Below are 23,876 nucleotides of genomic sequence, written 5' to 3' on the forward strand. Positions count from 1 at the left end.
TCGCCAACGAATCCACTTACGCGCCCGGCTCCCTTACGGCTCCTACCTACTTTCGGCGTCGCGTGACGTCAGGTGACTGTGGGGCAGTCACATCTGATCCAGTCTTGATAAGGGTTCAGCCTCTTGTAACGCCCACGGTAAGCTTGCCCACGCCACCTGAGCAGTGCCCTGGTACACCGCTGACCTTCACGGCAGTGGCAACCGACGCCGGCACCGCCCCTACGTTCCAGTGGTTCGTCAACAACGCGCCGGTGGCTAGTGGGCCTACTTTCACTAGCAGCACCTTAGTGACCGGTGACCAAGTACGGGTGGACGTAACGCCTACAGCCGGCTTGTGCAGCACAGGAGTAGCCACTGCTACCGTCACGGTAAGACGCACGGCTCTCTCGTCACTACCTACACTGGCCATTGCCGTGCAGCCGGGCGGCCCGGTTTGCCTAGGTGCGCCACTCTCCTTTAGCATCGCTAGCGTGACAGATGCGGGCCCGGCCCCCGAGTACCAGTGGCAGGTGGACGGCACCGACGTGCCGGGAGTAACAGGAACGACCTTCACCAGCACTACGCTGCGCAATGGTCAAACTGTAACGCTGAGTCTGCGCACTACCAACAACTGTGGGCAGCCTGTAACAGCCGTTTCCAACGCAGTGCCAGTACAAGTTCAGCCCCTTGTAACGCCCACGGTAAGCCTCGCAGCGCCGCCCGTACAGTGCGCCGGCACGCCACTTACCTTCACAGCTATAGTTACGAATGCAGGCACCGCGCCGACATTCCGTTGGCTCGTCAACAATGTAGCCGTCGCTAGTGGACCTAGCTTCACCAGCAGCACGCTGGTCACGGGCAATCAGGTAAGCGTTGAGGTGACACCCACGGTGGGGTTATGCAGCACGGGTCCAGTTACGGCCACCGTTACGGTGACGCGCTCGGTGACCACGCCGCCTACACTCGCCATTGCCGTGCAGCCCGGTACACCGGTTTGCCTAGGCGACCCGCTAACCTTCAGCATCGCCAATGTGACAGAGCCCGGCACGGCACCTAGCTATCAGTGGCAAGTAAATGGCAGCGACGTGGCCGGGGCCACAAACCCAGTATTCACCAGCACAGCGCTGCGCGAGGGCCAAATTGTGACGCTGCGCCTGCGCACCACCGACGCATGTGGGCAGCCCGCGGCAGTTATTTCTAATGGTATCGCCGTACGCATCCAACCGCCAGTGGACGTGGATGCTGGCCCGGATCAAGAAATTCTGCTTGGTTCCGCTGTCGTATTAGATGGCCGCGCCGATGGCACGTACCCGGTGACATGGTCGCCGGCGGTGGGGCTGACTTTCCCGAATGGTGACCAGCTACGCCCACGGGCCGCACCCACCACCACGACGACCTACACGCTCTCGGCCGGAGCTGGGGGCTGCGCCGACGCCGATCAGGTGACCGTAACGGTGCGTCCGCCCATCCGCATTCCCAACGCCTTCACGCCTAATGGTGACGGCCGCGACGACACCTGGCAGATTGAGTTCATCGAGCAGTTTCCCAACACGACGGTGAGCGTATTCAACCGCTGGGGCAACCGGATTTTCTCGTCCGAAAACTACAGCCGGGCTAATGAGTGGCGCGGCGACATCAACGGCCAGCCCGCGCCGGTAGGCACCTACTATTACGTAGTCGTCACGAAGGGCCCGCTGGGCAGGTCCTATAGTGGGTCTATTACCATTCTATATTAATAAAACATCCTGCTGCGCTAAGCGCAGCAGGATGATCATCTTCCAGATAGATGCTAAAGCACTTCCTGTTATGAAAAGAGCTCTACCTCTGGTGCTGCTTTCGTTGTTGCTGCTGGCCTTCGTGCCGACCCTAGCGCAGCAGCAGGCGCAATACAGCCAGTACATGAATAACAATTACCTCCTGAACCCCGGCGCAACGGGCGTGGAGGACTACATCGACGTCAAGCTCAGCTACCGCACCCAGTGGGTAGGTTTGGAAGGAGCGCCTAAGACGTATTACGCCAGCATTAACTCTTCGCTCGGCAAGTGGCGCACCACCGGCAAGCGTACCTTGCGCGAAGGGCGACGACCGTTTCATGCGGTGGGCGGCTTCGTGTACAAGGACGTAACCGGCCCTACGAGCCGAACCAGCGCCTACGTTTCCTACGCTTACAACTTGGCCCTGACACCTAAAATCCGGGCAGCCCTAGGTGTGTCGGCGGGCATGCAGCAGTTTGCTGTCGATGGGCAACAATTACACTTCTTCGACCCCACCACTACCGCGGCCAGCGCTGCCGCGCGGGTGTTCGACGGCTCAGTGGGCCTCTGGGTGTACAGCCCCGATTTCTACGTGGGCGTATCGGGTGCGCAGTTGTTGGCCAACAAGCTCGACTTCTCTTACACGTTCAACTCGCTGGGTGACGGCGCAGGCAATTCCCTGAAGCGTCACTATTTCGCCACGGCCGGGGTGCGGGTGCCGCTCAATGATGACTGGTCGGTGGTGCCGTCGGTGCTAGTCAAGTCCGTCAGCCCGGCGCCGCTTTCACTCGATATCAATGCCAAGCTCAAGTACCGGGACCTGCTATGGGCTGGTGCATCGTGGCGGGCTTTCGACTCCGTCGTGGGCATGGTGGGCATCAGCTACGAGCAGTTTATGCTAGGGTATTCCTACGATGCAGGGGTCTCGGAGCTTACCGACTACCACCACGGCAGCCACGAGGTGCTGTTAGGGTTGCGGCTGAAGAAAAGAGCACAGGTGGTCTGCCCACCGAGCAGGTTTTGGTAGCACACGTTCGTGCCACGGCAAAAGGCAAGACCCTAGCCCATTCTTCAGCTAGCAGACGCCAACGCCTGTTGTGTAAAAGTACCTTTGTACGACCTAGCGTACGCAGCTGTTCTTAGGCTATCCTTTCTACTTCTACCAACGCAGCTAGGAAGTGACTGAAACGTTGCGCTACCATAGCTTAGGACAGCGCCTAAGGCTACTATCGACGTAACCGAGAGTCGCTTAATAGGCGACTTCGGTTTGCGTGATGGCATACAAGGGGGTGTTTTGCCCGGGCACCACTTTGAAGGAAGTGTCTGCTACGATCCGGCCATCAACGAGTAATTCGCTGATCACCTCGTAGCCCCCTTCCGCGTCACTAGGTAGCGCATCCTCCACCCACACCGTAACGGTGATTTTGGGTCTAGTATCACCTGACTTCGCATAGGTAGGAATAGGAGGCAATGGGGCTTCCTTGAGGGCTACGCTCATTTGTTGGTCATGAAACTGCGGACTGGGCGGTAGTAAGCGGTGAGGCGGGGTGGGCAACAGTGCTACTCGTTCATACTCTACCGTTATGTTCGGCGGGCTAACGGGCAACGTGGCAGAACTGCTCAGCGGTCTAACATAATAGCGTACGGCGACCGGATGATATTTGGCCTCGTTTGGTACTTTAACTGGCGGGGTAACGGGTTTTGGATCATTTTCTTGCTGGTCACAAGCCGTTGCGCATAGGACTAGGGCAGCGCACATCAACGCACGCAGAGATAAGTACACCATAGGAAGAATTATAAAAGTTTCGACCTAAAGTGTTTGCCCAAAGCAAAAGGTTGGTTGCCGTAGAAAATATTTTTCAGGGCTCTTCACTGTCTTATCTAACCTGCTTGGAATCGCTCGTTTGAGCAATATTACCCCCGACCTTTTGCTGTAAGCCAGCCTCCCTCCTGGCCCAAGCGTGGTTAAAGTAAAGCCCATGACGAAAAGAAATACAGTGCCTGACTCAGAAGCAGTAAGCTGCTCATAAGTGCTTTTCTTTCAGCTCAAGAGCTATAGGACTTCTACGATTCCAGCATGAGGGTTTACGAGTATAGGCTTAGTGATGAAGCCAAGTTCTGCAAAACTGTCATTGAAACTAGCAACTTTTTTCAGACCGAGATAAAGGCCAGTCCCTGTCCGTAAGCTAGATGTGTGGCGGCAGGCCAGCCCGCAGCTTTCTGCTGTTTACCTTCCGCCAAATGAGCAGCAAGGTCTCAGCTGTACCTCGTAGGCTAGGTTGCTGCCGTCCTTTGCCAGCGCATCAAATCCTATTTTCGATACCACTCTTTTCTTGCGGCAACTGCGCAAAGCTTCAGCAAATGCTACCGGCCGACCCTACTGTTTATGAGTTCTGAATATAGGGCGCTAGGTCACGCGTGACCGAATCGTCGCTGCCAGCTAGGTGCTCAACGATGGAGGCGCGTTCGACGGCTGAGCGGCTTTGGTTAAGTTTCTTGCTGCCTTGTAGGCTACTCACCTCTACTTCAAAGGCAACGAGGGCGCGTAACAGGCTAGCTTTATACGTTGCGGGCAGCGTATCCCACTGTCCTTGGTAGGCTGGCTCATGAATGGCAATGAGTTGCTGCAGCGCATGTTCTTTGGCGGCCGTATCTTCTAGCAGGCGTACCTTGCCATAGGCGTGTACCGCAATGTAGTCCCAAGTCGGTACACTTTCCCGCTGTTCATAAAGCGTAGGCGAAATGTAAGCGTGCGGCCCGGTGAAGATTACGAGCACGTCTTGCGCCGCCCACGTTCGCCATTGCGGGTTGGCGCGCGCTAGGTGCGCAGTGAGCAAAATGCGCGGTCCTTCGCTGGTTACGTGGAAGGGCAAGTGCGAGGCGACCGGCAAGCCCTGGTCGACACTGATTAGGGTGGCGAAGTTATAGCGTTGCATGAAAGCCAAAGCTTCGGCCTGGTCAGTCAATAGAAACTCAGCGGGGATGTACATACCAGACGATTTGTGGGAGAAAACAGGGACAAGGTAGTACCCAACGAATTGGCTACGATGGTCCAGTTTGGTAAAAGCTTATCCACCAATTTCGCTGTGCGCTACCCCTCAATAAACTGCACGCGCCTCTTATGGCGAATGACCAAAGTAGGTGGTTTTGCGAAGCTATACACTCAATGTCCCAGGGCCGAGTTCTTCGAAGTGGACGGCGGCGTGTGCTACACCCTAGGCTGTTGAACCCTGCACCTGCTTGTGAAAGGAACCTACCACTACCTCAGTTGCTACGCAGGTAGTGAAAACCAATCGATGAAGTGAGGTCTATCTAGCAAGCTGTTCTGATGCGTTGGAGCAGCTTGTTTGTGTTTGTTAGCATCGAGGACAATTATGGAGAATGAATGCTTTACGGCGGTCCTCTATCTGCTAAGTAACGCGGGATTATCGACCAGACGCGCAACGTTCGGCCTTTCGCCTTGGCTTTTCCCGCACTTCCCTATTGCCCCGGACCAGTATTTATATGCTGCCTGGTCCAGTGCGGGAACATGCATAATTGGTTAGGAGTGCCATCTACTTTTGTCCCGTTCTCCAACCACAAGTTATGCCCTCATGAGAAAGCCCATGCTTACCCTAGCGCTGCTTAGTGCCCTGACTGGCAGTAGCTTCGCGCAGTCTTCGGGTGCGGCCTACAACAACGCCGACTACACTCCGAAGAAAGCCGCTATCACGTACCTACCCGAGCTGGAAACGCTGGTCTTCGAGTTTCAGGTAACCGGCGCCGCTGGTAAAACGCAGCCTAAGCCCGCTGGCAAAACAGACGGCGCCCCGGTGCTCGGCTACGTGTTTCCCACCACGCTCAAATCTACCGACATCGGCATGGGAGCCACCGACGGCATTGTGGCCATGGCCCTGACCTCTCACCCCGACTTCGAGGATACCCCTCTCTGGGATGAGAACGGCGACGGCGACTACGCCAATGACGGGCTGGTGTGGCACGCCCACTGGGTGGTGCTCACTAAAGACAGCCGCGTGGCGGGCGGCTTCTCCGTGAAGGAGTTTGACCACATGGGCGCGGCGCCCAAGCTGCCGCCCACCAGCGCCCCCGGCATGCACATGTACATGGATTCGCCCGGCTTCACCGTCACGATGAAGGGTAACACCGGCCGTGTGGTAGTGCCGCTGGACCGCATCAACCGCAAGCGGGACTTCAAATTTGACCTTGTGACCTGCTACATGGAAGTCAACGCTTCCGATAAGAAGCGGCCCATGCTAGGCGTGTATCAGGTGTACGGGGTGATGTCGGGCAACCTCTCGTTGCCCTATACGGTAGCCGCTAACTAGCCCTGCGCCATGTCTGATCTGCAACTCGTACCCGGCAATAGCCTGCTCACAGCTACCCCGGAAGAAGGCCGCCAGCTCGCCGTGAAGCTCGCCCGCCTCATCATCAAGCTCACCCAACCCGACGACGAAAAGCGCCGTCAGCAGCGTGCCATCTACGCCGACAACCCCATGATGCTCATTAGCATCGGCCAAACGGTGGCCGCCGAATTTGCGACCATCGCCGCCGCCAATAATTACTGGCGCGACCAGCCGCAGGCCCACTAATTCCCTTCTTTTTCAGGCAGCTTTTGGCCCGCATTTCTGCTGGGCTAGCCCCCGCTTTGCCATTGCTTTTTCACCTTTTACTTCTTTTCCTGCATGGAAAATCCTAGCATTCCCGGCTACACCTACGGTCAGGTTGGCCATTCCCCGGTTTCTCTTGATGAGCTAGAACTGCTCAAACAAACCGTGCTCTTTTCGGCTGACGACGTGGCCGCCCTCGCGCAAGCAGGCCAGGTGCTGGCTCCCCAGACCGACGCTATTCTCGATGTGTGGTATGGCTTTGTGGGGGCGCACCCGCACTTGCTGCGCTACTTCTCCCTGCACGGGCAGCCCGACGGCGACTACTTAGCCCGCGTCCGGGCCCGGTTCGGGCAGTGGATCATCGACCTCTGCACCAAGCCCTACGACCAGGCCTGGCTCGACTACCAGCACGAAATCGGCTTGCGCCACACCAGCGCCAAGAAGAACGTCACCGACCAGGCTACGGCCGAGCCGCTCATTCACCTGCGCTACCTCACGGCCTTCATCGTGCCGCTCACGGCCACTGTCAAGCCTTTCTTGCAGCACTAAGGGCATTCCGAAGCGCAAGTAGAGGCCATGCACGCGGCCTGGTTCAAGGCCGTGACCCTGACGGCCACGCTCTGGTCGCAGCCCTACGTCAAAGAGGGGCAGTTTTAACCATTCATCTTCTTACTTATTACGCTCATGGAAGTCGCCGTTTATGATACCTACGTTCCCAAGAAGGACGGTTCACTCATGCACTTTGACATCTTGGTGTCCGATGAGGTAGCCAGCAAAGAACAGGTGTATCAGTTTGGCCGCCAATACCTAGCCACGAAAGGCCAGCAGGGCCAACCCCTAACGGCCAAGGAGTGTCGGTTCTGCCACATCGCCGAGCCAGCGCAGGAAGTGGTGGACGTTATTAGCGCCCAAGGGTATTATATCATCGAAATGCAGGGGTGCCAGTAGGCGCCCCTATTTTCCTCTTGTTGGCTTATGGAACACAATTCTTATCAGCCCATTGATTGCAGCTTTCACGACTTGCTAGAAGCCACGATTACGCTGCGCACTTACACGCATCTGCAATACTTCACCCCCTTGTGGGAATTCACAACCATCACGGGTCTGCTTAAAAACTTGGTCAGCGAGCGGGGAGCGGATGGCCTCGTCGAATATTTAGTGATTGATACCGGCGAGTGGATCCGCTTGGATCGGGTAGTGAACGTCAATGGTACCTTTGCCCCGCCATTTCGCCACTACCTCGACTTTACCTGTGACTGCTGATTCCGCCCCCAGCCCGTTCGACCCTTTCCAACAGAACAATCCCCCGGATCTGGATTCCAAGATTGTGGCCTCGCTCGAACGGCTGACTGGCGTGTTTCGTCATTTACTCTGGCAAGAGGCTACCCACTGTGGCCTGAGCCCGTTGCAGTTGCAAGTAGTGGTATTTCTGCGCTTTCATCCGCTGGGGCAATGCACGGTGAGCACCCTAGCCCGCGAGTACCATGTGAGCCGCGCTACTATTAGTGATGCAGTCAAAACGCTCACCCAGAAGCTGTTGATCAGTCGGCGTACAGACCCGGCTGACTTGCGCAGTCACTTCCTACAGCTTACCCCCGAGGGCGAACGGCTGGCCGATCAGGCTGGCCGTTTTGCGGAGCCCCTCCACCCGCCCGTTGCGAGCCTGCCAGCCCGGCAGAAGATGAGCGTATACCTAGGCCTGCTAACCCTGCTGCACCAGTTGCAGCAGGCCGGGACCATTCCGGTGCAGCGCATGTGCTTTTCCTGCCGCCACTACGGACGGCAGCCGGGCCAGCACTTCTGTCATTTGCTCAACATCCCGCTCGAAGGCCTGCAGCTCCGCCTCGATTGCCCCGAGCACGCCGCCGCGTTTTAGCAGGGCGCCAGAGTTGGCACCTGGCCTAGGTAATAAGTTGTTTTCTTTAATCAGGCTTCACTAAGCGCAACATTACTCCCTCTTAAGCCGAACCTTATTACCCATTGTGGGCAGCCGCCATCTTCTCAAACCCTTCTCGCCAGGACGGCGGCAGAAAAGGCATGGCCAGAATCTGCGCCAGCTTGGCGAAATCCTTTTGGGGCAGGTAATGGCAGTCGGCTACGTCCTGAATCGTGACGTCGTACGCGGAGCGTTCCACTAGCTCCAGCGCGTCGCCGTCCTGTAGCACCCCGGTTTGCAGCACTCGGAAGTAAATGCCTGGTCGCCGTGCCTCCTGAAATTGCTTTACCACCCGCTCATCGTTCAGGCGGATACCTAGCTTAAAGCACGGCCGGCGGGGCTGCACGGCCATGAGCACCGCCGTGCCCGCCCGAAAACAGTCGCCCATCCGTACTTCGCTTTCCAGCAGACCAGTGGTGGTGAGGTTCTCGCCCAGGGCACCGGGGCTCAGCAACTCCGGCGGCACCAGCGTCTGCCAGTAGGCATAGTGTTCCTGCGGGTAGGCGTACACGGCTTTGTCGGGGCCGCCGTGCACCCGCAGGTCGGCCTGTCCGTCACCGGCTAGGTGCTCGGCCAGCACCGCCACAGGTTCTCCGGTGGGTTGCTTGAAAATGCTCGTAGCGACTGTTCTGCCTTTCCACGACACTTCGCGCGGCAAGGCAACATTAACGGAGACGATTTGCATAAGACGACGTGGCAGGGCCTAGCTTCTGGATGTAGGCAGCGAAAGTACTCACCAGCCGGCTAGCCTAGGTTGCTGGCCCACCCACTTTCGTACTTCTGGTCCCGGCGCTTAGCTGCCGAGCTGGCGCAGCACTGCCCCGAGCTGCTCTACGCCGTGGGCTAGCTCGGCGGGCGTCAGGGCGGCGTAGCCCATGCGCATGGCGTTGGTGCCGGGTCCCGCCAGATAGTAGCGGCTGCCCGGCGTAATAATGACCTTGCGGCGCGCTAGCTCCTCCGCAACTCGCTCTAGGTCCACGTCTGCGGGAAAAGTCACCCACAAAGCCATGCCCCCAGCAGGCAGCGTGAACTCCGCGAGGTCACCTAGCTGGTGGCGCAGGGCCTCGGCCAGCGCGTCGCGGCGCACGTGATACTCGGCATGGGCCCGGCGCGTGTGCCGCTTGATTTCGCCCTCGTCAATCAGATCGGCCACGGCCTGCTCCAGCACTGTGTCGCCCTGACGGTCTACCAGGGTGCGCAGGCGGCCTAGGGCCGTCACAAAGGCTGCTGGTCCCGTGACGTAGCCCACCCGCAAGGCCGGCGCAATCAGCTTCGACAGCGAGCTGATGTAGATCACTACCCCGTGCGGGTCGGCGCTGGCCAGGGGCAGCATGGGCTGGTAATGGTAGTGAAACTCGTGGTCGTAGTCGTCTTCGATGATGGCCACACCGTAGCGGGCCGCTAGCGCCAACAGCTGCACCCGCCGGGCGGCTTTTAGGGTCACGGTGGTCGGAAACTGGTGGTGCGGGGTCAGGTAGAGGGCTCGTACCGCCCGGCGCTGGCACAGCGCCTCTAGCTCGTCTACGCGCAAGCCTTCCTCGTCCACTGGCACCGGGGCTAGCTCGGCGCCCAGCAGCCGGAAGGTTTGCCAAGCGGGCGGGTAGCCAGGATTTTCCACGGCCACCACGTCGCCGGGTTGGACGAGTAGCCGGGCGGTTAGGTAGAGGGCCATCTGGGTGCCTCGCGTCAGGCAAATGCTGCCGGGCGTGGTGCTCAGGCCCCGGTCGTGGTTGAGCATCCGCGACAAAGCTTCGCGCAGGGGCAAGCTGCCTAGGGGGCTGTCGTAACCCAGTTGGTTGCGCCGTCCCCGGCCCTGCATCACCCGGCGGTAGGCGCTGGCCAGCGTGGCGACGGGCGCGAGCCGGGCATCGGGCGTGCCGTCGTTGAACACTAGCGCGCCAGGTACCACCACGGGCGCGGGCTCCACTTCGAATGGGTCTTGCCACCGAAAACCAGGCGCCACTGAACCCGGCGCGGCAGGCGCAAAAGCCGTCGGGGTGCTCTCAGGCAAGCGGCTCGACACGAAAGTGCCGCGGGTGGTCTGCGACTCTAGCCAGCCTTGGGCCAACAACTCTTCATACGCCAGCACGGCCGTTTTACGATTCACGCCCAGCTGCTTGGCTAGCTCCCGAGTACCCGGCAGGGCCGTGCCCGGTTGCAGTCGCCCCCGGCGGATTTCAGCGGCAATCAGCTCACTGATTTGGAGGTAAACGGCCCGGCCGGCCACAAATTCTGGGTGAAAGGTGGTATCCCACGCACGTAACATAGTTGGACCCGTTGGTTTAAGTAAACTGGATGCATTCAGGGGACCAAACTACAAACACTTTTGCAGAGTCGGAAGCTAGCACCCATACTGACCCGGGACTTAAAACAGTGCGTTGCCAGCGTCACCCATGGTTTCATCCCTTATCTAACATTCAGCATGTCTATTACTGCCCCTAACAACCTAGCCGAGCCAAAAGACAAGTTTCAATCAGCGGACTTTCACCACACCTACGCCCGTCCCGAGGTGCGGATGCCCGCAAAGCTTCACCACGCCAACGTGGAGCAGGCCGGCGCCCACGACCAGTTTTCGACCGAGCGCAAGCACCCTGTCTTCTTCGTGGATCTGCCCACCGTGGCACTGAGCATAACCATCGGTGGCCTGCTGCCCGGCCAAATTACCAACCAGCACCGCCACACCTACGAAACGGTGATTTACGTCATCGAGGGCGAGGGCTACACCCAGATTGAAGACCGACTGGTAGAGTGGAAGGCGGGCGACGCCATCTACATTCCCATCTGGGCCTGGCACAACCACGGCAACCGCAGCGAAACGGTTGGCGCACGCTACATCGCCTGCGAGAATGCGCCCTTGCTGCAAAACCTAGGGGTGGCCCTGCGCGAGGAGCGCGGCCGCGACCTGTAATTCACTTTACCTGCCTTGTTTCCCGATGAATTCGAACGTTCCTTTTCGCGGCATCATTGCCTACCCGATTACCCCATTCACCGCCGATAACGCGGTGGACCTGCCCACCTACCGCCGCCTCGTGGAGCGCCTCGTGACCAGCGGTTCGCACGGTATTGCCCCGCTCGGTAGCACCGGCGTGCTGCCTTACCTCACCGATGAGGAGCGTGACGCCATAACCGAGGCTACGCTTCAGCAAGTAGCCGGCCGCGTGCCGGTGCTAGTGGGCGTCTCGCACCTGACTACGACCGGCGTGGTGCGCCACGCCCGCTTTGCCGAGCAGGCCGGCGCGGCCGCAGTCATGGTCATCCCAATGAGCTACTGGAAACTCACTGATGACGAGATTTTTCGACATTACGACCGAGTGGCTAGCGCTATATCGGTGCCCATCATGGCCTACAATAACCCCGCTACGGGAGGGCTGGATATGTCGCCCGCGCTGCTCAAGCGCCTGCTGGAAATTCCGAACATAACCATGATCAAGGAAAGCACCGGCGATGTGCAGCGCATGCAGGCGCTGCGCCAGCTGCTAGGCGAAGACGTGGCCTTCTACAACGGCTCCAACCCACTGGCTTTAGCTGCGTTTGCGGCCGGGGCCACGGGGTGGTGCACGGCGGCGCCCAACCTCATTCCGGAGCTGAACGTGGATCTGTACAAGGCGATGCAACGCCAGGACCTCGCCACCGCCCGCCAACTCTTCTACCAGCAATTCGAACTGCTACAGTTCATCGTCGCCAAAGGCCTACCCCGCGCTATTCGAGCGGGGCTGCAGCTGCAAGGCCAAGAAGCTGGTGAGCTGCGGGCCCCGCTCCAACCGCTGAGTAAGGCGGAGCAACAGGAGCTAGGTAGTATTCTAGAGCGGGTGCAACTGCCAGTTAGTGTTGGCTAACTAATGGCCCGGCGGTAATACATACGACAAGCCTCACCCTGCTTCGGCGGGGTGAGGCTTGTCTCTTTTCGAGCGAGTAACGGACTACCTATTTTGAAAAGAAACGCAAGCTTCTTTTACTTCTAACCTAGCATCCTTTTATGTATCCTGTACAACTTCACTACTGACGCGCCAGAAAGCGCTGTGCAACAGCTAGCTCCGGCCTAGGGGCGCCAGACGGCCGGGCGGAGGCTAGCAGTTGGCTGTAGTACTGGCGGGCAATGGTAGCACGACCAGCCTGCGCAGCGGCGACACCGGCTCCGTACAGACCGTTCAATCGGTTGGGATGCTTCTGTAAGTCAGCCTCGTAGGCAGCCAGCGCGGCCGCTGGGCGTTTGAGTTGCAACAGCATATCGCCCAACAACTCGCGGGCCGGAACAACTTCACTGGGCGTAACCGGATGCTTTTCCGTTTGGTCTTCCAGATCGGCTGCTAGGGTCATGCGTTGCACAGCTTCGGTTGGGTGGCCGGCTTGCCATTGCAGCCAAGCCTGGCCAGCGGTAAGCTGAATATAAACCTGGTTGGCTTTGTACTGATCCTTCTGCTGGAGCAGGCGGGCGTGCAACCGCTCCAGTTCACGCAACTCCGCCTGCGCGGCCGATGGGTTATCTGTATGAACGGCACCTAGCAGGCGGGTGAAATGAATGATGGCGCGCTGCCACGGAAAGGTCTCCCACGCAAAATTAGCCGGGTGGCTTTGCAAGGCAGCTGCTTCGGCCCAGCGCTTGTTTTCCAGCACGTAGCGGGCAGGAATAGCGGCAAAAGCATACGCCACCTTAAACGTGACAGGATGTACCTCGGTGATGGTAGCCAGATACCGTCGTTGGCGTTCGGCCCGCTGGTTGTCGCCTTTTTGCAAGTAGGCATACATCAGATAATCAACACTATGTAGCTCTTCATCCCAGTGACCAACGATACCCGTTTGCTGGGCGTAGCACCGGGCTGAGGCGGCAGAAGCCGCGTTGGAGGTAATACATTCATCCCACAGACCTAGACGGGTGAAAATGTGGGAGGGCATGTGCAGGGCGTGGGCCGACGAAGGCGCCACAGCCGCGTAACGACGGGCGGCAAGCAATGCTAGGTGGGCGAGGGGCGGCGCGTCGTAGGCGTGAATGATGTAGTGCACAATGCCCGGATGATCGGGATTTTTCGGGTAAAGCGCCTTCAAGATGGCACCCGCCTTTTTCTGCTTCGCAAAGGTTGTGTCGGCGGGGTCAGCGGCGGCGGTGAGCGCCAAGGCATAAAAAGTGGCGGCTTCGGTATCGTGGGGATATTTGCCCGCTAAGGCCGCGCTAGCGTCCTCGAAGCGACGGCAACGGGTGTGGTGATCTACGGTGGGCCAGTCCTGGTAAAAGGCAGCGACCGTGGCCAAGTAATCGGCCTCGCGGGGAGAGGGCTGCGCCAAGGCCCTAGCAGCTGCTAGGGCCTTGGCGCCTTTCCGTAGCTCAGGCTCCGACGGAGGCGTCCAGAGCGGGTGAAAGCTACTCATCGCGACGCCCCAGTAGGCCATTGCGCAGTCGGGCTGCTGGCGAAGAATGGCGGCAAATACTTTTTCAGCTTCCTCATACTCAAATGAGTGCAGTAACTTAAGGCCCAAAGCAAAGTCTGCTTGCAGCTCCGCGCGACAGGCAACCGGGAAGCGCACAGTCCCGAACTGCTGCTCCGGCGCCCCGCACATCAGGCGCTGCCCGGCGATTAAGCCGATAGTTTCCACTTCCTGCCTAGCCGCAGGAGGCGTTTTTTTGTCACGACACGCTCCGCCAACTCCGAGCAAGAACACACACAGCACTAACCGAGATAAAATGCGGGTGTTTTTCATAAGCAGAAGCAGAGTAGCGGTGCGACCAGCCTAGCATGACGTTCTGAAAGCGCTTGGTAGAAATCCCAAACGCACGCCTCCTAGCCCCCTAAGCAAGTACCTACTAAAAGTAAATAGCTCGTGCTGGCTTATCAATCACATGTTCATGTGAGCGAAGAAGTTACGAGTCAAACCATGTCGCTTATCGGGCGCTTTGTGATCTAGCTTCAGGGTACTGACTAGTACGCTTCTACTTCATTGGCGCTAAGCAAAACCGCCTTTCGTGCACTTACAGCCTAGGCAAAAACACCTCCGCCAGCATACACCGGGCACTGCCCCCTCCTATCGTTTCAATCGTGGGAATAGCCAGGGGTACTAGCTCGCCGTAGCGACCTAGGGTCTGCCGCTGCGCAGCTGTCAGCGCCTCGAAGGCTTGCTGGGAAAGCACAAGCAGCTCGGTGGTAGCAACGCGTAGCGTGAGCATGTTGCCGGCAAAGTGCGCTACTTGCTCCGGCGTAATATCCACCAGCTCGTGCCCAGTTCCGACGAGCGAGGCAGCGACCGTGGCGCGCTCCTGCGCATCGGTGATGCTCGCCAGGCACACCACCGCAAACCTAGCCCCAATGCACATCATCACGTTGGTGTGGTAAATGGCGTGGCCTTGTTGGTCATTGGCATGGAAAGCGACCGACCGGTAGCCTAGCGTCGCGGCTACTTCCGCAAAAAGCGCGGCGTGGGTGCGCGGCGAGAGGCAGGCGTACGCCACGCGGTGCACATGATCAAACAGGATGCTGCCAGTGCCTTCCAGAAACCTTCCCTCCTGCTCATGGGGCGACAGGTCAACTACTTCCGTGATGCGAAACTGCCGACCTAGCTCCTCCAGAATGTCGGCGCGGCGCTCGTGCCGGCGGTTCGGCGCACACATCGGGTAGAGCAGCACCCGTCCATCGGGGTGGAGCGTGAGCCAGTTGTTCGGGAAAACGGCGTCCGGCTTCGGCGGTGCGGGCGTGTCCTCAAAGACCAGCACATGCACGCCCTTGGCACGGAGCATGGCTACGGCCGCATCGAACTCGGCGAAGGCTTGCGCTTGCACCGCATCCGGAGTGAGGGCAGCTAGGTTTTGCTGGAAGGAATTGGACGGGGCCGTTTCCGCATTGAAGGAAAAGCGCGCGGGCCGCACGAGAAAGACAGTAGAAGCAGCTTGCATAAGGAAGCCGAAGCTAGGTCCCCTTTCGTTAGAACACAAAAAAACGGCCTCCTGACTGAACATCAGGAGGCCGCACAGAAGGCGCAAGTAACGCTACAGGTTACGGATTGATCGTTTCAATGGTGCCGTCGGCGTTGCGCTTCAGCTCCGTAACTTTGACGTTGCGCAGCCAAGTTTTGTTGGAGAGCTGCGTATCGTGGTAGAAGATGTACCACTTGCCGTTGAACTCGATGATAGAGTGGTGTGTGGTCCAACCTTGCACCGGGTTCATTAGCACGCCTTTGTACGTAAACGGTCCTTCTGGCTTATCGCCCACAGCATACACCAGCAAGTGCGTGTCGCCGGTCGAGTACGTGAGGTAGTATTTGCCGTTGTACTTGTGCATCCAAACGCCCTCGAAGAAGCGCTTTTTGGTGTCGCCGGCCAGCAGCGGCTTACCGTTTTCGTCTAGGATTTTAACTTCCTGCACCGGACCGTCGAACTTGCGCATGTCTTTGCTCATGCGGGCAAAGCGGGGGCCGATGGCCACTTCATTAGCAGGCTGGTTCGGCGCAATGGTCGAGTCGTACTTAGCGGTGCGCCACCGCTGTAGCTGCCCACCCCAGATGCCACCAAAGTACATGTAAGCGTTGCCGTCGGCATCGGCAAACACAGCTGGGTCGATGCTGTAGCTGCCAGGAATTGGCTGTGGGTCAGCCTTGAACGGGCCGGTCGGGCTCTTACTCGTGGCTACTCCGATGCGAAAAATATCCTGCTTGTCCTTCACAGGGAAGTACAGGTAATACGTGCCATTTTTGAAGGCTGCATCCGGCGCCCACATCTGGCGCTTGGCCCACGGCACATCCTTTACATCAAGCGCAACGCCATTGTCGGTCACTTTCCCCTCGGGGCTGTCCATGGAGAGGATATGGTAGTCGCGCATGGCGAAATGGTCGCCGTTGTCGTTCTCTGGCATCCCCGTCTCGATGTCGTGCGAGGGGTAGATGTAGATCTTGCCGTTGAACACGTGCGCCGAAGGGTCGGCGGTGTAGATGTCGCGCACGAGCGGCTCAGCGAGGTACTTCTTACCGGTCGAGTCGCCAGCTTGCGTCTTTGGAGCGGCGTCGGTAGCAGCCGTTGAGGTTTCCGTTTTGGTACTGTTGCTCTGGCAAGCGCTAGCCAGCGCAAGCGAAGCAAGAAGGGCGGGCGTGAGGAAATTGGCTTTGCGGTGGGTACGCATTGTATAATATGGGTTGAGGTTGTAGCAGCAAGATACCGGAACACCTAGGCTCCATTTGTGCTATTTACTGGCCTAGTTACCTAGCTTTTCAGGCTTTTTCAAACTTATCTATCTCGGAAAACACCGCAACCGATTGTGATAGGAGCGCCTATCGCCACCCAATCGGCTGCTGGGCTTGGCTCCTTTCTTCCGAGCTAATCTGCTCAGGCGGCTGGCGTGTGCGCAAACTCAAACCGATAAATTTCTCCGTCGGAGTTTGCAAAGAACCCATAATTAATTCCAATATTACAGAAAGTACCACTGGCCTGAGTTGTACTTTCAACAGTTGAACGCCCTTCCGACAAACACCTATTCCATGCGTACTCGCCGCTCCCGAGCCGGTTTCTTTTTTCTGTGCACGTTGTTTTTATGCCCTGCTATTGGCAGCAACGCGCAGCAGCCTTTGTTTACTTTACTTAGTGCCAAGGAAACCGGAATAACCTTTACAAACGAAGTCAGCGAAAGCGAAGCCCTTAATATTTTATCGTACGAGTATTTTTATAACGGTGGTGGCGTAGCAGTTGGCGATATTAATAATGATGGTCTGTCGGATTTATTTTTCACCGGCAACATGCGGCCCAACCGGCTGTATCTCAACCAAGGCAATTTCAAATTTAAGGATATTACGGAGCAGGCTGCTCCGGGCCTGGCCGGGCGCAAAGACAGCTGGAAAACCGGCGTGACAATGGCCGATGTGAACAGCGACGGCCTGCTGGATATTTACGTTTGCTACTCGGGCAAGAAAGCGGATGAGGTGCGCCGTAACCAGCTGTTTATCAACCAAGGAAACAGCAAATTTAAGGAGGAAGCTGCCACCTACGGGCTCGATGACCTAGGGTACAGCACCCAAGCCGCCTTCTTTGATTATGACAATGACGGCGACCTCGACATGTTTCTGCTCAATCATAATATCAAGAAGATTGACAACATGGAATTTGCCCGCTACAAAGGCGAAGTGGATGCGCTAGCAGGCAATAAACTATTTAAAAACGACAACGGGCATTTTACCGATATTTCAAAAGCCGCCGGTATTGTTCAAAGTCCGCTGACGTTTGGCCTAGGTATCGCCGTGGCAGATGTAAATAAAGATGGATGGGCTGATATTTATGTTACCAACGATTACAATGAGCCCGATTATCTCTATTTAAATAATCATAACGGTACGTTTACGGATAAGTCGAAGCATATGCTGCGGCACCATTCGCATTTTTCGATGGGCGTAGATATTGCCGATTTTAATAACGACGCGCAACCCGATATTTTTACCTTAGATATGCTGCCGGCGGATAATCACCGCCAGAAATCCTTGCAACTGCAGGAAAACTATGAAACGTTTGGGCTGATGCTCAGCCAGGATTTATACCAGCAGTATATGCGCAATATGCTGCACCTGAATAATGGCGATGGCACATTCAGCGAAATCGGGCAACTGGCGGGCGTTTCGAGTACCGACTGGAGCTGGTGCCCCCTGATTGCTGACTTCGACAACGACGGCTTCAAGGATATTTACATCAGCAACGGCTACCTGCGCGACTACACCAATAAGGATTTTCTGCGCTACTGGGGCGATTATAAAATCAAAAAGGCCATGGCGCGCGAGCCGTTCCTGCTGATGGATTTGGTAACGGCCATGCCCTCCACCTCGGTGCCCGATTACATCTTCCGGAACGAGCACAACCTGACTTTTTCCAACAAGCAGGTAGAATGGGGGCTAAATCAGGCGAATATGTCCAACGGCGCCATTTACGCCGATTTGGATAACGACGGCGACCTAGATTTGGTGGTCAACACGATCAACCTGCCCGCCGGCATCTACCGCAACCGCAGCACCGAAGACCATCAGGCCAACTACCTAGCTTTCAAGCTAAAAGGGCTGGATAAAAATACCAACGCCGTGGGCGCCAAGGTGTACGTGTACACACCCCGCAACGTGCAATACCAGGAAGTGAACCCCAACCGCGGCTACCTCTCGTGCGTGTCGACCACGCTGAACTTTGGGCTAGGTACCAGCCAGATGGTCGATTCGGTTCGCGTCATTTGGCCCGATCAAACGTCGCAGCTCCTGACCAAGGTGAAGGCGAACCAATTGCTCCAACTCACTGGCAAGCCCAGTGAAAAACCGTACGCCCGCAAGGCGCCGACACCCAAAACGGTGTTCAAGCCCGCTGCGCCGTTGTTTGATTTCAAGCCCGAAGAAGTTGCCCTGAATGACTTCAAGCGCCAGCTCCTCATGCTGTTTATGTACTCCAAAACCGCCCCGGTGATGGTGAAAGCCGACGTGAACAAGGATGGGTTGGAGGATCTGTTTGTGAGCGGCGCCAAAGACGAAGTGGGCAAGCTTTACTTGCAACAGCCCGGCGGAAAATTCGTGGAGGCAGCCCTCGCGCGCAGCGGTAGCACGACTGCCGGCACCGTAGCAGCGGCCACTTTCTTCGACGCGAATGGCGACGGTGCCCCCGATCTGTACCTGGCCAAAGGCGGCTACTCGCTGTATGAGGCCGGCAACGAGGAGCTACAGGACGAGCTATACCTCAACGATGGCAAAGGTCACCTAGCTCTTTCGCCGGCGGGCCTGCCGAAGCTTAACGCCGGAAGCAAGAGTTGCGTCCGAGCCGCCGATGCCGACGGCGACGGCGACCTCGACCTATTCGTGGGTGGGCGCGTGATTCCCGGCAAGTACCCAATGGCGCCCCCTAGCTACCTGCTGGTGAATGATGGTAAAGGCAAATTCACGGCCGCCGATGTGCCGTTTGCCCAAGCCGGCATGGTGACCGACGCCCAATGGGTGGATCTGAACAAAGACGGCCGCAAAGACCTAGTGATGTGCGGGGAGATGATGCCCCTTACGGTTTGGCTTAATACACCGCAAGGCTTTAAGGATCAAACGAATGATTACTTTGCCACGCCGCAAAAAGGGTTCTGGTTTAGCCTGCACGTGGCCGATGTAAACGCCGATGGCCAACCGGACATCGTGGCCGGCAACCTAGGTCTGAACACCCAGATTCGCGCTACAACTCAGGAGCCTGCCGAGCTGTACTACGCGGATTTCGACAACAACGGTTCCATCGATCCTTTCCTGAACTTCTACGTGCAGGGCAAGAGCTACCCATTTGTGAGTCGAGATGAGCTGAACGAGGAAATTTACCCCATGCGCCGCCGCTTCACTTCCTACAAAGCTTACGCCGATGCGGGGATGCGCGATATTTTCACCGCGGAAGAGCTAGGCAAGGCAGGCAAGTTGGAAGCCAATGAGTTGCGCACCATGCTGTACCTGAACAATAATGGTAAATTTGTGGCCGCAGAGCTGCCAACTGAGGCGCAGTTTTCAGTAGTTAGCCAGATTACCAGCGGCGACTACAACCACGACGGCCACCCCGACCTGCTCCTATTTGGCAACCACGCCGACAATCGCCTAAAGCTAGGTAGCATGGATGCCAACTACGGCTGCCTGCTGCAAGGCGATGGTAAAGGTCGTTTCAGCTACGTGCAGCAGTCCACGGCCGGCATCTGCGTGATGGGCGACGTGAAATCGGTGAGTGAAATCACGGTGAATAAGCAGCCTTATTTGGTCGTGGGCGTCAGCAATGGTCCCGTACAGTTTTATAAGAAGTAACGATGAGCCGCAGGATACGCGCACTAACCACCCTCCTCTTTCTCTTCAGCTACAGCAGCTTACACGCGCACGGCCCTACCCTCGACGAGCAGCTCCACCCGGGTAAAGCGCTGGACGCCATTAACATGACCATGGTGCACGACGTGGTGAGCCCGCCAGTGGCGGCGCGCTACTACGCCTACAGCATGCTCGGGGCCTACAGCATCGTGGCGACGCACAACAAGAACCTGCCAGCGTTGTCGCGCTTCGTCAAAAGCTTCCCGCTCACCCTCCGGCTCGATACCATCACGGCCAAGTACGACTACCGGATAGCGGCGTACTATAGCATGCTGGAAACCGCCCGGCTCCTGCTGCCTTCGGGGGAAAACCTGGCGGAAGAGCAAGCTAGCTTTTTGCAGACGCTGGAGAAGAAAGGCTTGAAGCCAGCCATGCTGGCCCAGTCGGTGAAGGTGGGCAAGCTAGCGTCGGCCGCCGTCGTGGGCTTCTCCAAAACGGACCGCTATGGCAAGCTCAGTGCCCTGAAGCGCTACACGCCGTTGAAAGAAGAAGGCAAGTGGTACCCGACGCCCCCGGCGTACCTAGACCCAGTAGAGCCTAACTGGAAAACGATCCGCCCGATGGTCATTGACTCGGCCAACCAGTTTCGGCCGGCGCCGCTCACGCCTTTCAGCCGCGACACCACCTCGGCCTTTTACAAGCAAGTGAAAGCCGTGTACGACGTAACGAAGCACCTCACGCCCGAGCAGTTGCAAATAGCGCAGTTCTGGGATTGTAACCCCTTTGCCGTCAACACTTCGGGCCACATGTCCATTGGGTTCAAGAAGATCAGCCCCGGCGGGCACTGGATGAACATTGCGGCGCTGGTATCCAAGCAGGCCAAGCTAGGTTTTGACAAGACTGTGGTGGTGTTGTGCGCGGAGGGCGTCACGCTGATGGACGCTTTTATCAGCTGCTGGGAAATAAAGTACGACACCAACCGCATCCGCCCCGAAACGTACATCAACCGGTACATGGACGTGAAGTGGCAACCGATTTTACAGACGCCGCCCTTCCCCGAGTACACCAGCGGGCACGCCGTTATTTCCAACGCCTCGGCGGAGGTGCTCACCTACCTGCTGGGCGATAAGATGGCTTACATTGACAACACCGAAATTCCCTTCGGTAGCGGCGAGCGGCCGTTTACGTCGTTTCGGCAGGCAGCTACGGAAGCCTCCGTGTCCCGTTTCTACGGTGGCATTCACTACATGGAAAGCATCAATAACGGCAACGCACAGGGCAAAAAGGTAGGCGACTATATCGTGTCGAGACTCGAAAACGCAGGGCTCAAGCCATTCATCACCACCCGTACACTTGGTTATACGAAGTAAGCCGTTTGCTCGTCAAGCCGAGCGAAGCAGCTTCACAGAGCACAGCAACTGCCTACGTATCATGCTAATAAAACTACACAGACCAGTTGTCATTGCTGCTTAAACTGCTTTGAAGCAAGCAAACGAAAAGCGCTTCCGAAACGACCAGCTGGCGACCAGCATAGCCTAACAGGTATGCGAACCAAATTATAAGTACGACAGCCACCAATACGTGTGCTGCTGCTTGAACTGACGGTACCAGCGGCATGGCCAGTACAACACTAGGATGAGCAGCGCCCACGCCGCGTAAGCGCGCAGCAGGCTGGAATGGTACCCCACAGGCCAGTTTTTTACTTCCGTAAAACCTAGGTCTACGGATCGGCCAAAGGCGAGCGAGGTCCAGATGGCGGCGCCTACGCTGTTCAATAGCAAGTGCAGTAGGTAATAGAAAAACGGCACTTGCCCGAACGTGCGCAGCCACTGGCTCACGCGGCCAGTGGCCGTTTCCAAACCGCTGAGCAAGAGCAGCGCTACGCCCAGCGTCATACACAGAAACAGCAACGACGGCGGGTACTTGGCCACGTTCAGGAACGACAGCACCGTGTAGGCCAACCCGCGCGGCTGTACGCTCCACGGCCCCGGGTCGCCATACACGTTAACGGCCCGCAACACGACGAACAGCACTAACAGGACCACTCCGGCCAAGCGCAGGCGCGGCTGGCGTTCCGCCAGCGGCAGTTGAAACCACGGCCCAATCAAGTACCCCGCCAGCATCACGGCAAACCACGGCACCAGCGTGTAAGCGGCCATCAGCGGCGGCAAGCCCGGCAGTGGGATAATCGTAGGGCGGTTGTGCAGGAGGGCTAGCACCGCGTCGGCGGGCGTCTTGAGCACAATAGTGGGTAGCATGTTATGCCCTCCAATCACCACCACGGCGAGGGTGATTAGGAGCCAGCGCGGCAGCCAGATGAGGCCCGCCAGTAGCACCATCGACCAGCCAATTGCCCAAATAACTTGCAGCAGAACAAACTGATACTGATGCCACTGCAACAGCCAGTTGACGATGAACACCTCGAGTACCACCAGCCACAGACCACGCGTAAGCAAAAAGCGGCTAACGGCCCCGCGGCTAGGCTGCTTGAGCGCGTACAAATACACGCTCGTGCCCGACAGAAACACGAAAGTTGGGGCGCAGAAATGGGTAACCCAGCGCGTCAGAAACAGCGCGATGGAGGTCTGGGTAACGTCTTCGGGCTGCATCAGAGTTGGGTTCCAGAACTCACGCACGTGGTCCAGAGCCATTACGACCATCACGAGGCCGCGCACAATATCAATGGCTTGCACGCGCGGAAAAGCAGTGCGGCGAGCCCTAGCAAGCGGCGGCAATGTAGTGGCAGCTTCCATGAGTGAACTCCAGCTTACGTTATCGGGCTCGGCGAGAGAAAGTATCTGAGCCGATGTCTTGCCAACAAGATACTATATTTCTTACCTCGCTGACACTGAATGCGTAAGATTATAACAGCGCCTCAAAAAGCGCCGCACTACTTCATCCTACTATGCTAGCTTTACAGGCGCAGCGCACGTGATCGGGCTACTCTGCCCGTTCGCGCTGGTCCGACCCTTAGCGCGTCGGACCAGCGCGAACGAGTCGTCGGAAAGAAGGCACCTAGCCTGCACTACCTTCCACAAACGACAATCGGTCGGACGCCTAGGGCGTCGGATCGGAGGCCGCCAGCATTTGCAGCCGATAACCGATCCGACATCTAGGGCAACGGATCATGGGGCGTCTAGCTTGTTGCTTTATAGGGCCCCGGCGCGCGCAACTACTGCAAACAGCGGGTCGCTGCGGCGCGGCCTGGGGCTACGATCGAGGAGCTCGGTGGCGTGCCAGTTACCAGCCGCTTGCAAAAACTGCGCGACGAGCTGCAGGTGGCCGTGGTCGTCGAGGGCGTGCCAGGCGGCAATGGCTTTGGAGGGAAAGCAGCGGTTGGAAAACGTAATCACCAGGGGCGCCTCCGGCCGCAGCACCCGACCTAGCTCGCGCAACACTTCCACCGGCTGGGTCAGGTAGTCGATAGACACGCAGATGGCGGCGCCGTCGAAGCTGGCCGCTTCGAAAGGCAACGTGGGCTGCTGATTCAGGTCCTGCACCACGTACTCATTCAGGCGCGGATTGGCGCGCAATTCCGCTTCGTTCATCCCTAGTCCAACTACCCGCTCGTACGCCACGTCGGCGGGCAGGTGGCTCACCCAGCTGCTCATCAGATCCAGCAAGGTGCCGTTGGCCGGAAAATACTCCCGGTAGAGCTGCGTGACGGCCGCAATGGCACCCTCGTCGATGTGGGTCACAAAGCGCGGTGCTTGGTAAAACAGCGCGTCGGGCGACTCATCTTGCCGGCGGAAAAGCTTTTCGGGAAATGGCTGGTTGGCTTTGGAATTCATCAATTGGGCAGGTGAAGCGATTTAAAAAAGTGTTGGTAGCTGTCATGCAGTACCTTCTCTA

Annotated in this window: 21 protein-coding genes; 12 read left to right on the plus strand and 9 right to left on the minus strand. The window is 57.7% G+C overall.

The window, feature by feature from the left end:
* Together BXP70_RS23150 and BXP70_RS23155 are read left to right on the plus strand one after the other, a co-directional pair.
* Positions 1-1,715 (plus strand): gliding motility-associated C-terminal domain-containing protein (locus BXP70_RS23150; protein ID WP_143436647.1); only part of this gene is annotated, 1,715 nt, incomplete at its 5' end.
* Between the two features lie 70 nt (positions 1,716-1,785).
* On the plus strand, positions 1,786-2,760 hold the full coding sequence (locus BXP70_RS23155; protein ID WP_179197795.1) for a PorP/SprF family type IX secretion system membrane protein: 975 nt from the start codon (positions 1,786-1,788) through the stop codon (positions 2,758-2,760).
* Positions 2,761-2,982: 222 nt separating this feature from the next.
* Here BXP70_RS23155 and BXP70_RS29595 read toward each other — a convergent pair whose 3' ends face one another.
* Both BXP70_RS29595 and BXP70_RS23165 read right to left on the minus strand, forming a co-directional pair.
* Entirely contained in the window at positions 2,983-3,519 is a 537-nt protein-coding gene (locus tag BXP70_RS29595; RefSeq protein WP_143436648.1) for a hypothetical protein, read from the minus strand.
* Between the two features lie 598 nt (positions 3,520-4,117).
* Positions 4,118-4,723 carry an FMN-binding negative transcriptional regulator gene (locus tag BXP70_RS23165; RefSeq protein ID WP_086596508.1) on the minus strand — a complete coding sequence of 202 codons (606 nt, stop codon included), beginning with the start codon at positions 4,721-4,723 and terminating at the stop codon, positions 4,118-4,120.
* Positions 4,724-5,326: 603 nt separating this feature from the next.
* Here BXP70_RS23165 and BXP70_RS23170 point away from each other — a divergent pair.
* From BXP70_RS23170 to BXP70_RS23190, 6 genes are all read left to right on the plus strand, one after another.
* The gene (locus BXP70_RS23170) at positions 5,327-6,058 is read left to right on the plus strand and encodes a hypothetical protein (RefSeq protein WP_086596509.1); all 732 of its coding nucleotides are present in this window, start codon (positions 5,327-5,329) and stop codon (positions 6,056-6,058) included.
* A gap of 9 nt (positions 6,059-6,067) precedes the next feature.
* On the plus strand, positions 6,068-6,322 hold the full coding sequence (locus BXP70_RS23175; protein ID WP_086596510.1) for a hexameric tyrosine-coordinated heme protein: 255 nt from the start codon (positions 6,068-6,070) through the stop codon (positions 6,320-6,322).
* 93 nt (positions 6,323-6,415) lie between these two features.
* A complete protein-coding gene (locus tag BXP70_RS23180) occupies positions 6,416-6,889 on the plus strand; it encodes a protoglobin domain-containing protein (protein ID WP_245849727.1) in 474 nt (157 codons plus the stop codon).
* A 135-nt stretch (positions 6,890-7,024) separates the two neighbouring features.
* On the plus strand, positions 7,025-7,288 hold the full coding sequence (locus BXP70_RS23185; RefSeq protein ID WP_086596511.1) for a DUF2024 family protein: 264 nt from the start codon (positions 7,025-7,027) through the stop codon (positions 7,286-7,288).
* Between the two features lie 27 nt (positions 7,289-7,315).
* Positions 7,316-7,603: a hypothetical protein gene (locus BXP70_RS29600; RefSeq protein WP_143436649.1), complete on the plus strand. Its 288-nt coding sequence runs from the start codon at positions 7,316-7,318 to the stop codon at positions 7,601-7,603.
* On the plus strand, positions 7,593-8,216 hold the full coding sequence (locus BXP70_RS23190) for a MarR family winged helix-turn-helix transcriptional regulator (protein ID WP_245849728.1): 624 nt from the start codon (positions 7,593-7,595) through the stop codon (positions 8,214-8,216). The genes BXP70_RS29600 and BXP70_RS23190 overlap by 11 nt, the downstream gene beginning before the upstream one ends.
* Before the next feature lie 97 nt (positions 8,217-8,313).
* On the opposite strand, the gene BXP70_RS23195 is transcribed toward BXP70_RS23190, so the two are convergent.
* Together BXP70_RS23195 and pdxR are read right to left on the minus strand one after the other, a co-directional pair.
* Complete coding sequence (locus BXP70_RS23195) at positions 8,314-8,961, minus strand: MOSC domain-containing protein (protein WP_086596513.1); 648 nt, start codon at positions 8,959-8,961, stop codon at positions 8,314-8,316.
* 108 nt (positions 8,962-9,069) lie between these two features.
* A complete protein-coding gene (gene pdxR, locus BXP70_RS23200; RefSeq protein WP_086596514.1) occupies positions 9,070-10,542 on the minus strand; it encodes a MocR-like pyridoxine biosynthesis transcription factor PdxR in 1,473 nt (490 codons plus the stop codon).
* A 156-nt stretch (positions 10,543-10,698) separates the two neighbouring features.
* Between pdxR and BXP70_RS23205 the strand changes: the two genes are divergently transcribed.
* Both BXP70_RS23205 and BXP70_RS23210 read left to right on the plus strand, forming a co-directional pair.
* Positions 10,699-11,184, plus strand: a complete 486-nt coding sequence (locus BXP70_RS23205) for a cupin domain-containing protein (RefSeq protein WP_086596515.1) — start codon at positions 10,699-10,701, stop codon at positions 11,182-11,184.
* A 25-nt stretch (positions 11,185-11,209) separates the two neighbouring features.
* Complete coding sequence (locus tag BXP70_RS23210) at positions 11,210-12,112, plus strand: dihydrodipicolinate synthase family protein (protein ID WP_086596516.1); 903 nt, start codon at positions 11,210-11,212, stop codon at positions 12,110-12,112.
* A 160-nt stretch (positions 12,113-12,272) separates the two neighbouring features.
* Here BXP70_RS23210 and BXP70_RS23215 read toward each other — a convergent pair whose 3' ends face one another.
* The 3 genes from BXP70_RS23215 to BXP70_RS23225 all read right to left on the minus strand — a co-directional run bounded on the left by BXP70_RS23215 (position 12,273) and on the right by BXP70_RS23225 (position 16,375).
* Positions 12,273-13,970 (minus strand): hypothetical protein, encoded by a 1,698-nt coding sequence (locus BXP70_RS23215; protein ID WP_143436650.1) that lies wholly within the window; start codon positions 13,968-13,970, stop codon positions 12,273-12,275.
* Positions 13,971-14,238: 268 nt separating this feature from the next.
* Positions 14,239-15,156, minus strand: a complete 918-nt coding sequence (ctlX, locus tag BXP70_RS23220) for a citrulline utilization hydrolase CtlX (protein ID WP_086596518.1) — start codon at positions 15,154-15,156, stop codon at positions 14,239-14,241.
* Between the two features lie 100 nt (positions 15,157-15,256).
* On the minus strand, positions 15,257-16,375 hold the full coding sequence (locus BXP70_RS23225) for a glycoside hydrolase family 43 protein (RefSeq protein WP_086596519.1): 1,119 nt from the start codon (positions 16,373-16,375) through the stop codon (positions 15,257-15,259).
* A gap of 355 nt (positions 16,376-16,730) precedes the next feature.
* On the opposite strand from BXP70_RS23225, the gene BXP70_RS23230 reads away from it, so the two are divergent.
* Positions 16,731-20,027, plus strand: a complete 3,297-nt coding sequence (locus BXP70_RS23230) for a VCBS repeat-containing protein (RefSeq protein WP_086596520.1) — start codon at positions 16,731-16,733, stop codon at positions 20,025-20,027.
* 2 nt (positions 20,028-20,029) lie between these two features.
* Positions 20,030-21,394, plus strand: coding sequence for a vanadium-dependent haloperoxidase (locus BXP70_RS23235; RefSeq protein ID WP_245849729.1), 1,365 nt, complete (start codon positions 20,030-20,032; stop codon positions 21,392-21,394).
* 186 nt (positions 21,395-21,580) lie between these two features.
* On the opposite strand, the gene BXP70_RS23240 is transcribed toward BXP70_RS23235, so the two are convergent.
* Both BXP70_RS23240 and BXP70_RS23245 read right to left on the minus strand, forming a co-directional pair.
* A complete protein-coding gene (locus tag BXP70_RS23240; protein ID WP_086596521.1) occupies positions 21,581-22,777 on the minus strand; it encodes a DUF1624 domain-containing protein in 1,197 nt (398 codons plus the stop codon).
* A 396-nt stretch (positions 22,778-23,173) separates the two neighbouring features.
* A complete protein-coding gene (locus tag BXP70_RS23245) occupies positions 23,174-23,815 on the minus strand; it encodes a class I SAM-dependent methyltransferase (RefSeq protein WP_086596522.1) in 642 nt (213 codons plus the stop codon).
* Positions 23,816-23,876 lie beyond the last annotated feature (61 nt).

The organism is Hymenobacter crusticola (assembly GCF_002154225.1).
GTDB classification, from domain to species: domain Bacteria; phylum Bacteroidota; class Bacteroidia; order Cytophagales; family Hymenobacteraceae; genus Hymenobacter; species Hymenobacter crusticola.

Excerpts from the sequence above, each read along its gene's own strand:
- BXP70_RS23155 (WP_179197795.1), top strand. The coding sequence starts at position 1,786 with ATGAAAAGAGCTCTACCTCTGGTGCTGCTTTCGTTGTTGCTGCTGGCC.
- BXP70_RS29595 (WP_143436648.1), bottom strand. The coding sequence starts at position 3,519 with ATGGTGTACTTATCTCTGCGTGCGTTGATGTGCGCTGCCCTAGTCCTA.
- BXP70_RS23165 (WP_086596508.1), bottom strand. The coding sequence starts at position 4,723 with ATGTACATCCCCGCTGAGTTTCTATTGACTGACCAGGCCGAAGCTTTG.
- BXP70_RS23170 (WP_086596509.1), top strand. The coding sequence starts at position 5,327 with ATGAGAAAGCCCATGCTTACCCTAGCGCTGCTTAGTGCCCTGACTGGC.
- BXP70_RS23175 (WP_086596510.1), top strand. The coding sequence starts at position 6,068 with ATGTCTGATCTGCAACTCGTACCCGGCAATAGCCTGCTCACAGCTACC.
- BXP70_RS23180 (WP_245849727.1), top strand. The coding sequence starts at position 6,416 with ATGGAAAATCCTAGCATTCCCGGCTACACCTACGGTCAGGTTGGCCAT.
- BXP70_RS23185 (WP_086596511.1), top strand. The coding sequence starts at position 7,025 with ATGGAAGTCGCCGTTTATGATACCTACGTTCCCAAGAAGGACGGTTCA.
- BXP70_RS29600 (WP_143436649.1), top strand. The coding sequence starts at position 7,316 with ATGGAACACAATTCTTATCAGCCCATTGATTGCAGCTTTCACGACTTG.
- BXP70_RS23195 (WP_086596513.1), bottom strand. The coding sequence starts at position 8,961 with ATGCAAATCGTCTCCGTTAATGTTGCCTTGCCGCGCGAAGTGTCGTGG.
- pdxR (WP_086596514.1), bottom strand. The coding sequence starts at position 10,542 with ATGTTACGTGCGTGGGATACCACCTTTCACCCAGAATTTGTGGCCGGC.
- BXP70_RS23205 (WP_086596515.1), top strand. The coding sequence starts at position 10,699 with ATGTCTATTACTGCCCCTAACAACCTAGCCGAGCCAAAAGACAAGTTT.
- BXP70_RS23210 (WP_086596516.1), top strand. The coding sequence starts at position 11,210 with ATGAATTCGAACGTTCCTTTTCGCGGCATCATTGCCTACCCGATTACC.
- BXP70_RS23215 (WP_143436650.1), bottom strand. The coding sequence starts at position 13,970 with ATGAAAAACACCCGCATTTTATCTCGGTTAGTGCTGTGTGTGTTCTTG.
- ctlX (WP_086596518.1), bottom strand. The coding sequence starts at position 15,156 with ATGCAAGCTGCTTCTACTGTCTTTCTCGTGCGGCCCGCGCGCTTTTCC.
- BXP70_RS23225 (WP_086596519.1), bottom strand. The coding sequence starts at position 16,375 with ATGCGTACCCACCGCAAAGCCAATTTCCTCACGCCCGCCCTTCTTGCT.
- BXP70_RS23230 (WP_086596520.1), top strand. The coding sequence starts at position 16,731 with ATGCGTACTCGCCGCTCCCGAGCCGGTTTCTTTTTTCTGTGCACGTTG.
- BXP70_RS23235 (WP_245849729.1), top strand. The coding sequence starts at position 20,030 with ATGAGCCGCAGGATACGCGCACTAACCACCCTCCTCTTTCTCTTCAGC.
- BXP70_RS23240 (WP_086596521.1), bottom strand. The coding sequence starts at position 22,777 with ATGGAAGCTGCCACTACATTGCCGCCGCTTGCTAGGGCTCGCCGCACT.
- BXP70_RS23245 (WP_086596522.1), bottom strand. The coding sequence starts at position 23,815 with ATGAATTCCAAAGCCAACCAGCCATTTCCCGAAAAGCTTTTCCGCCGG.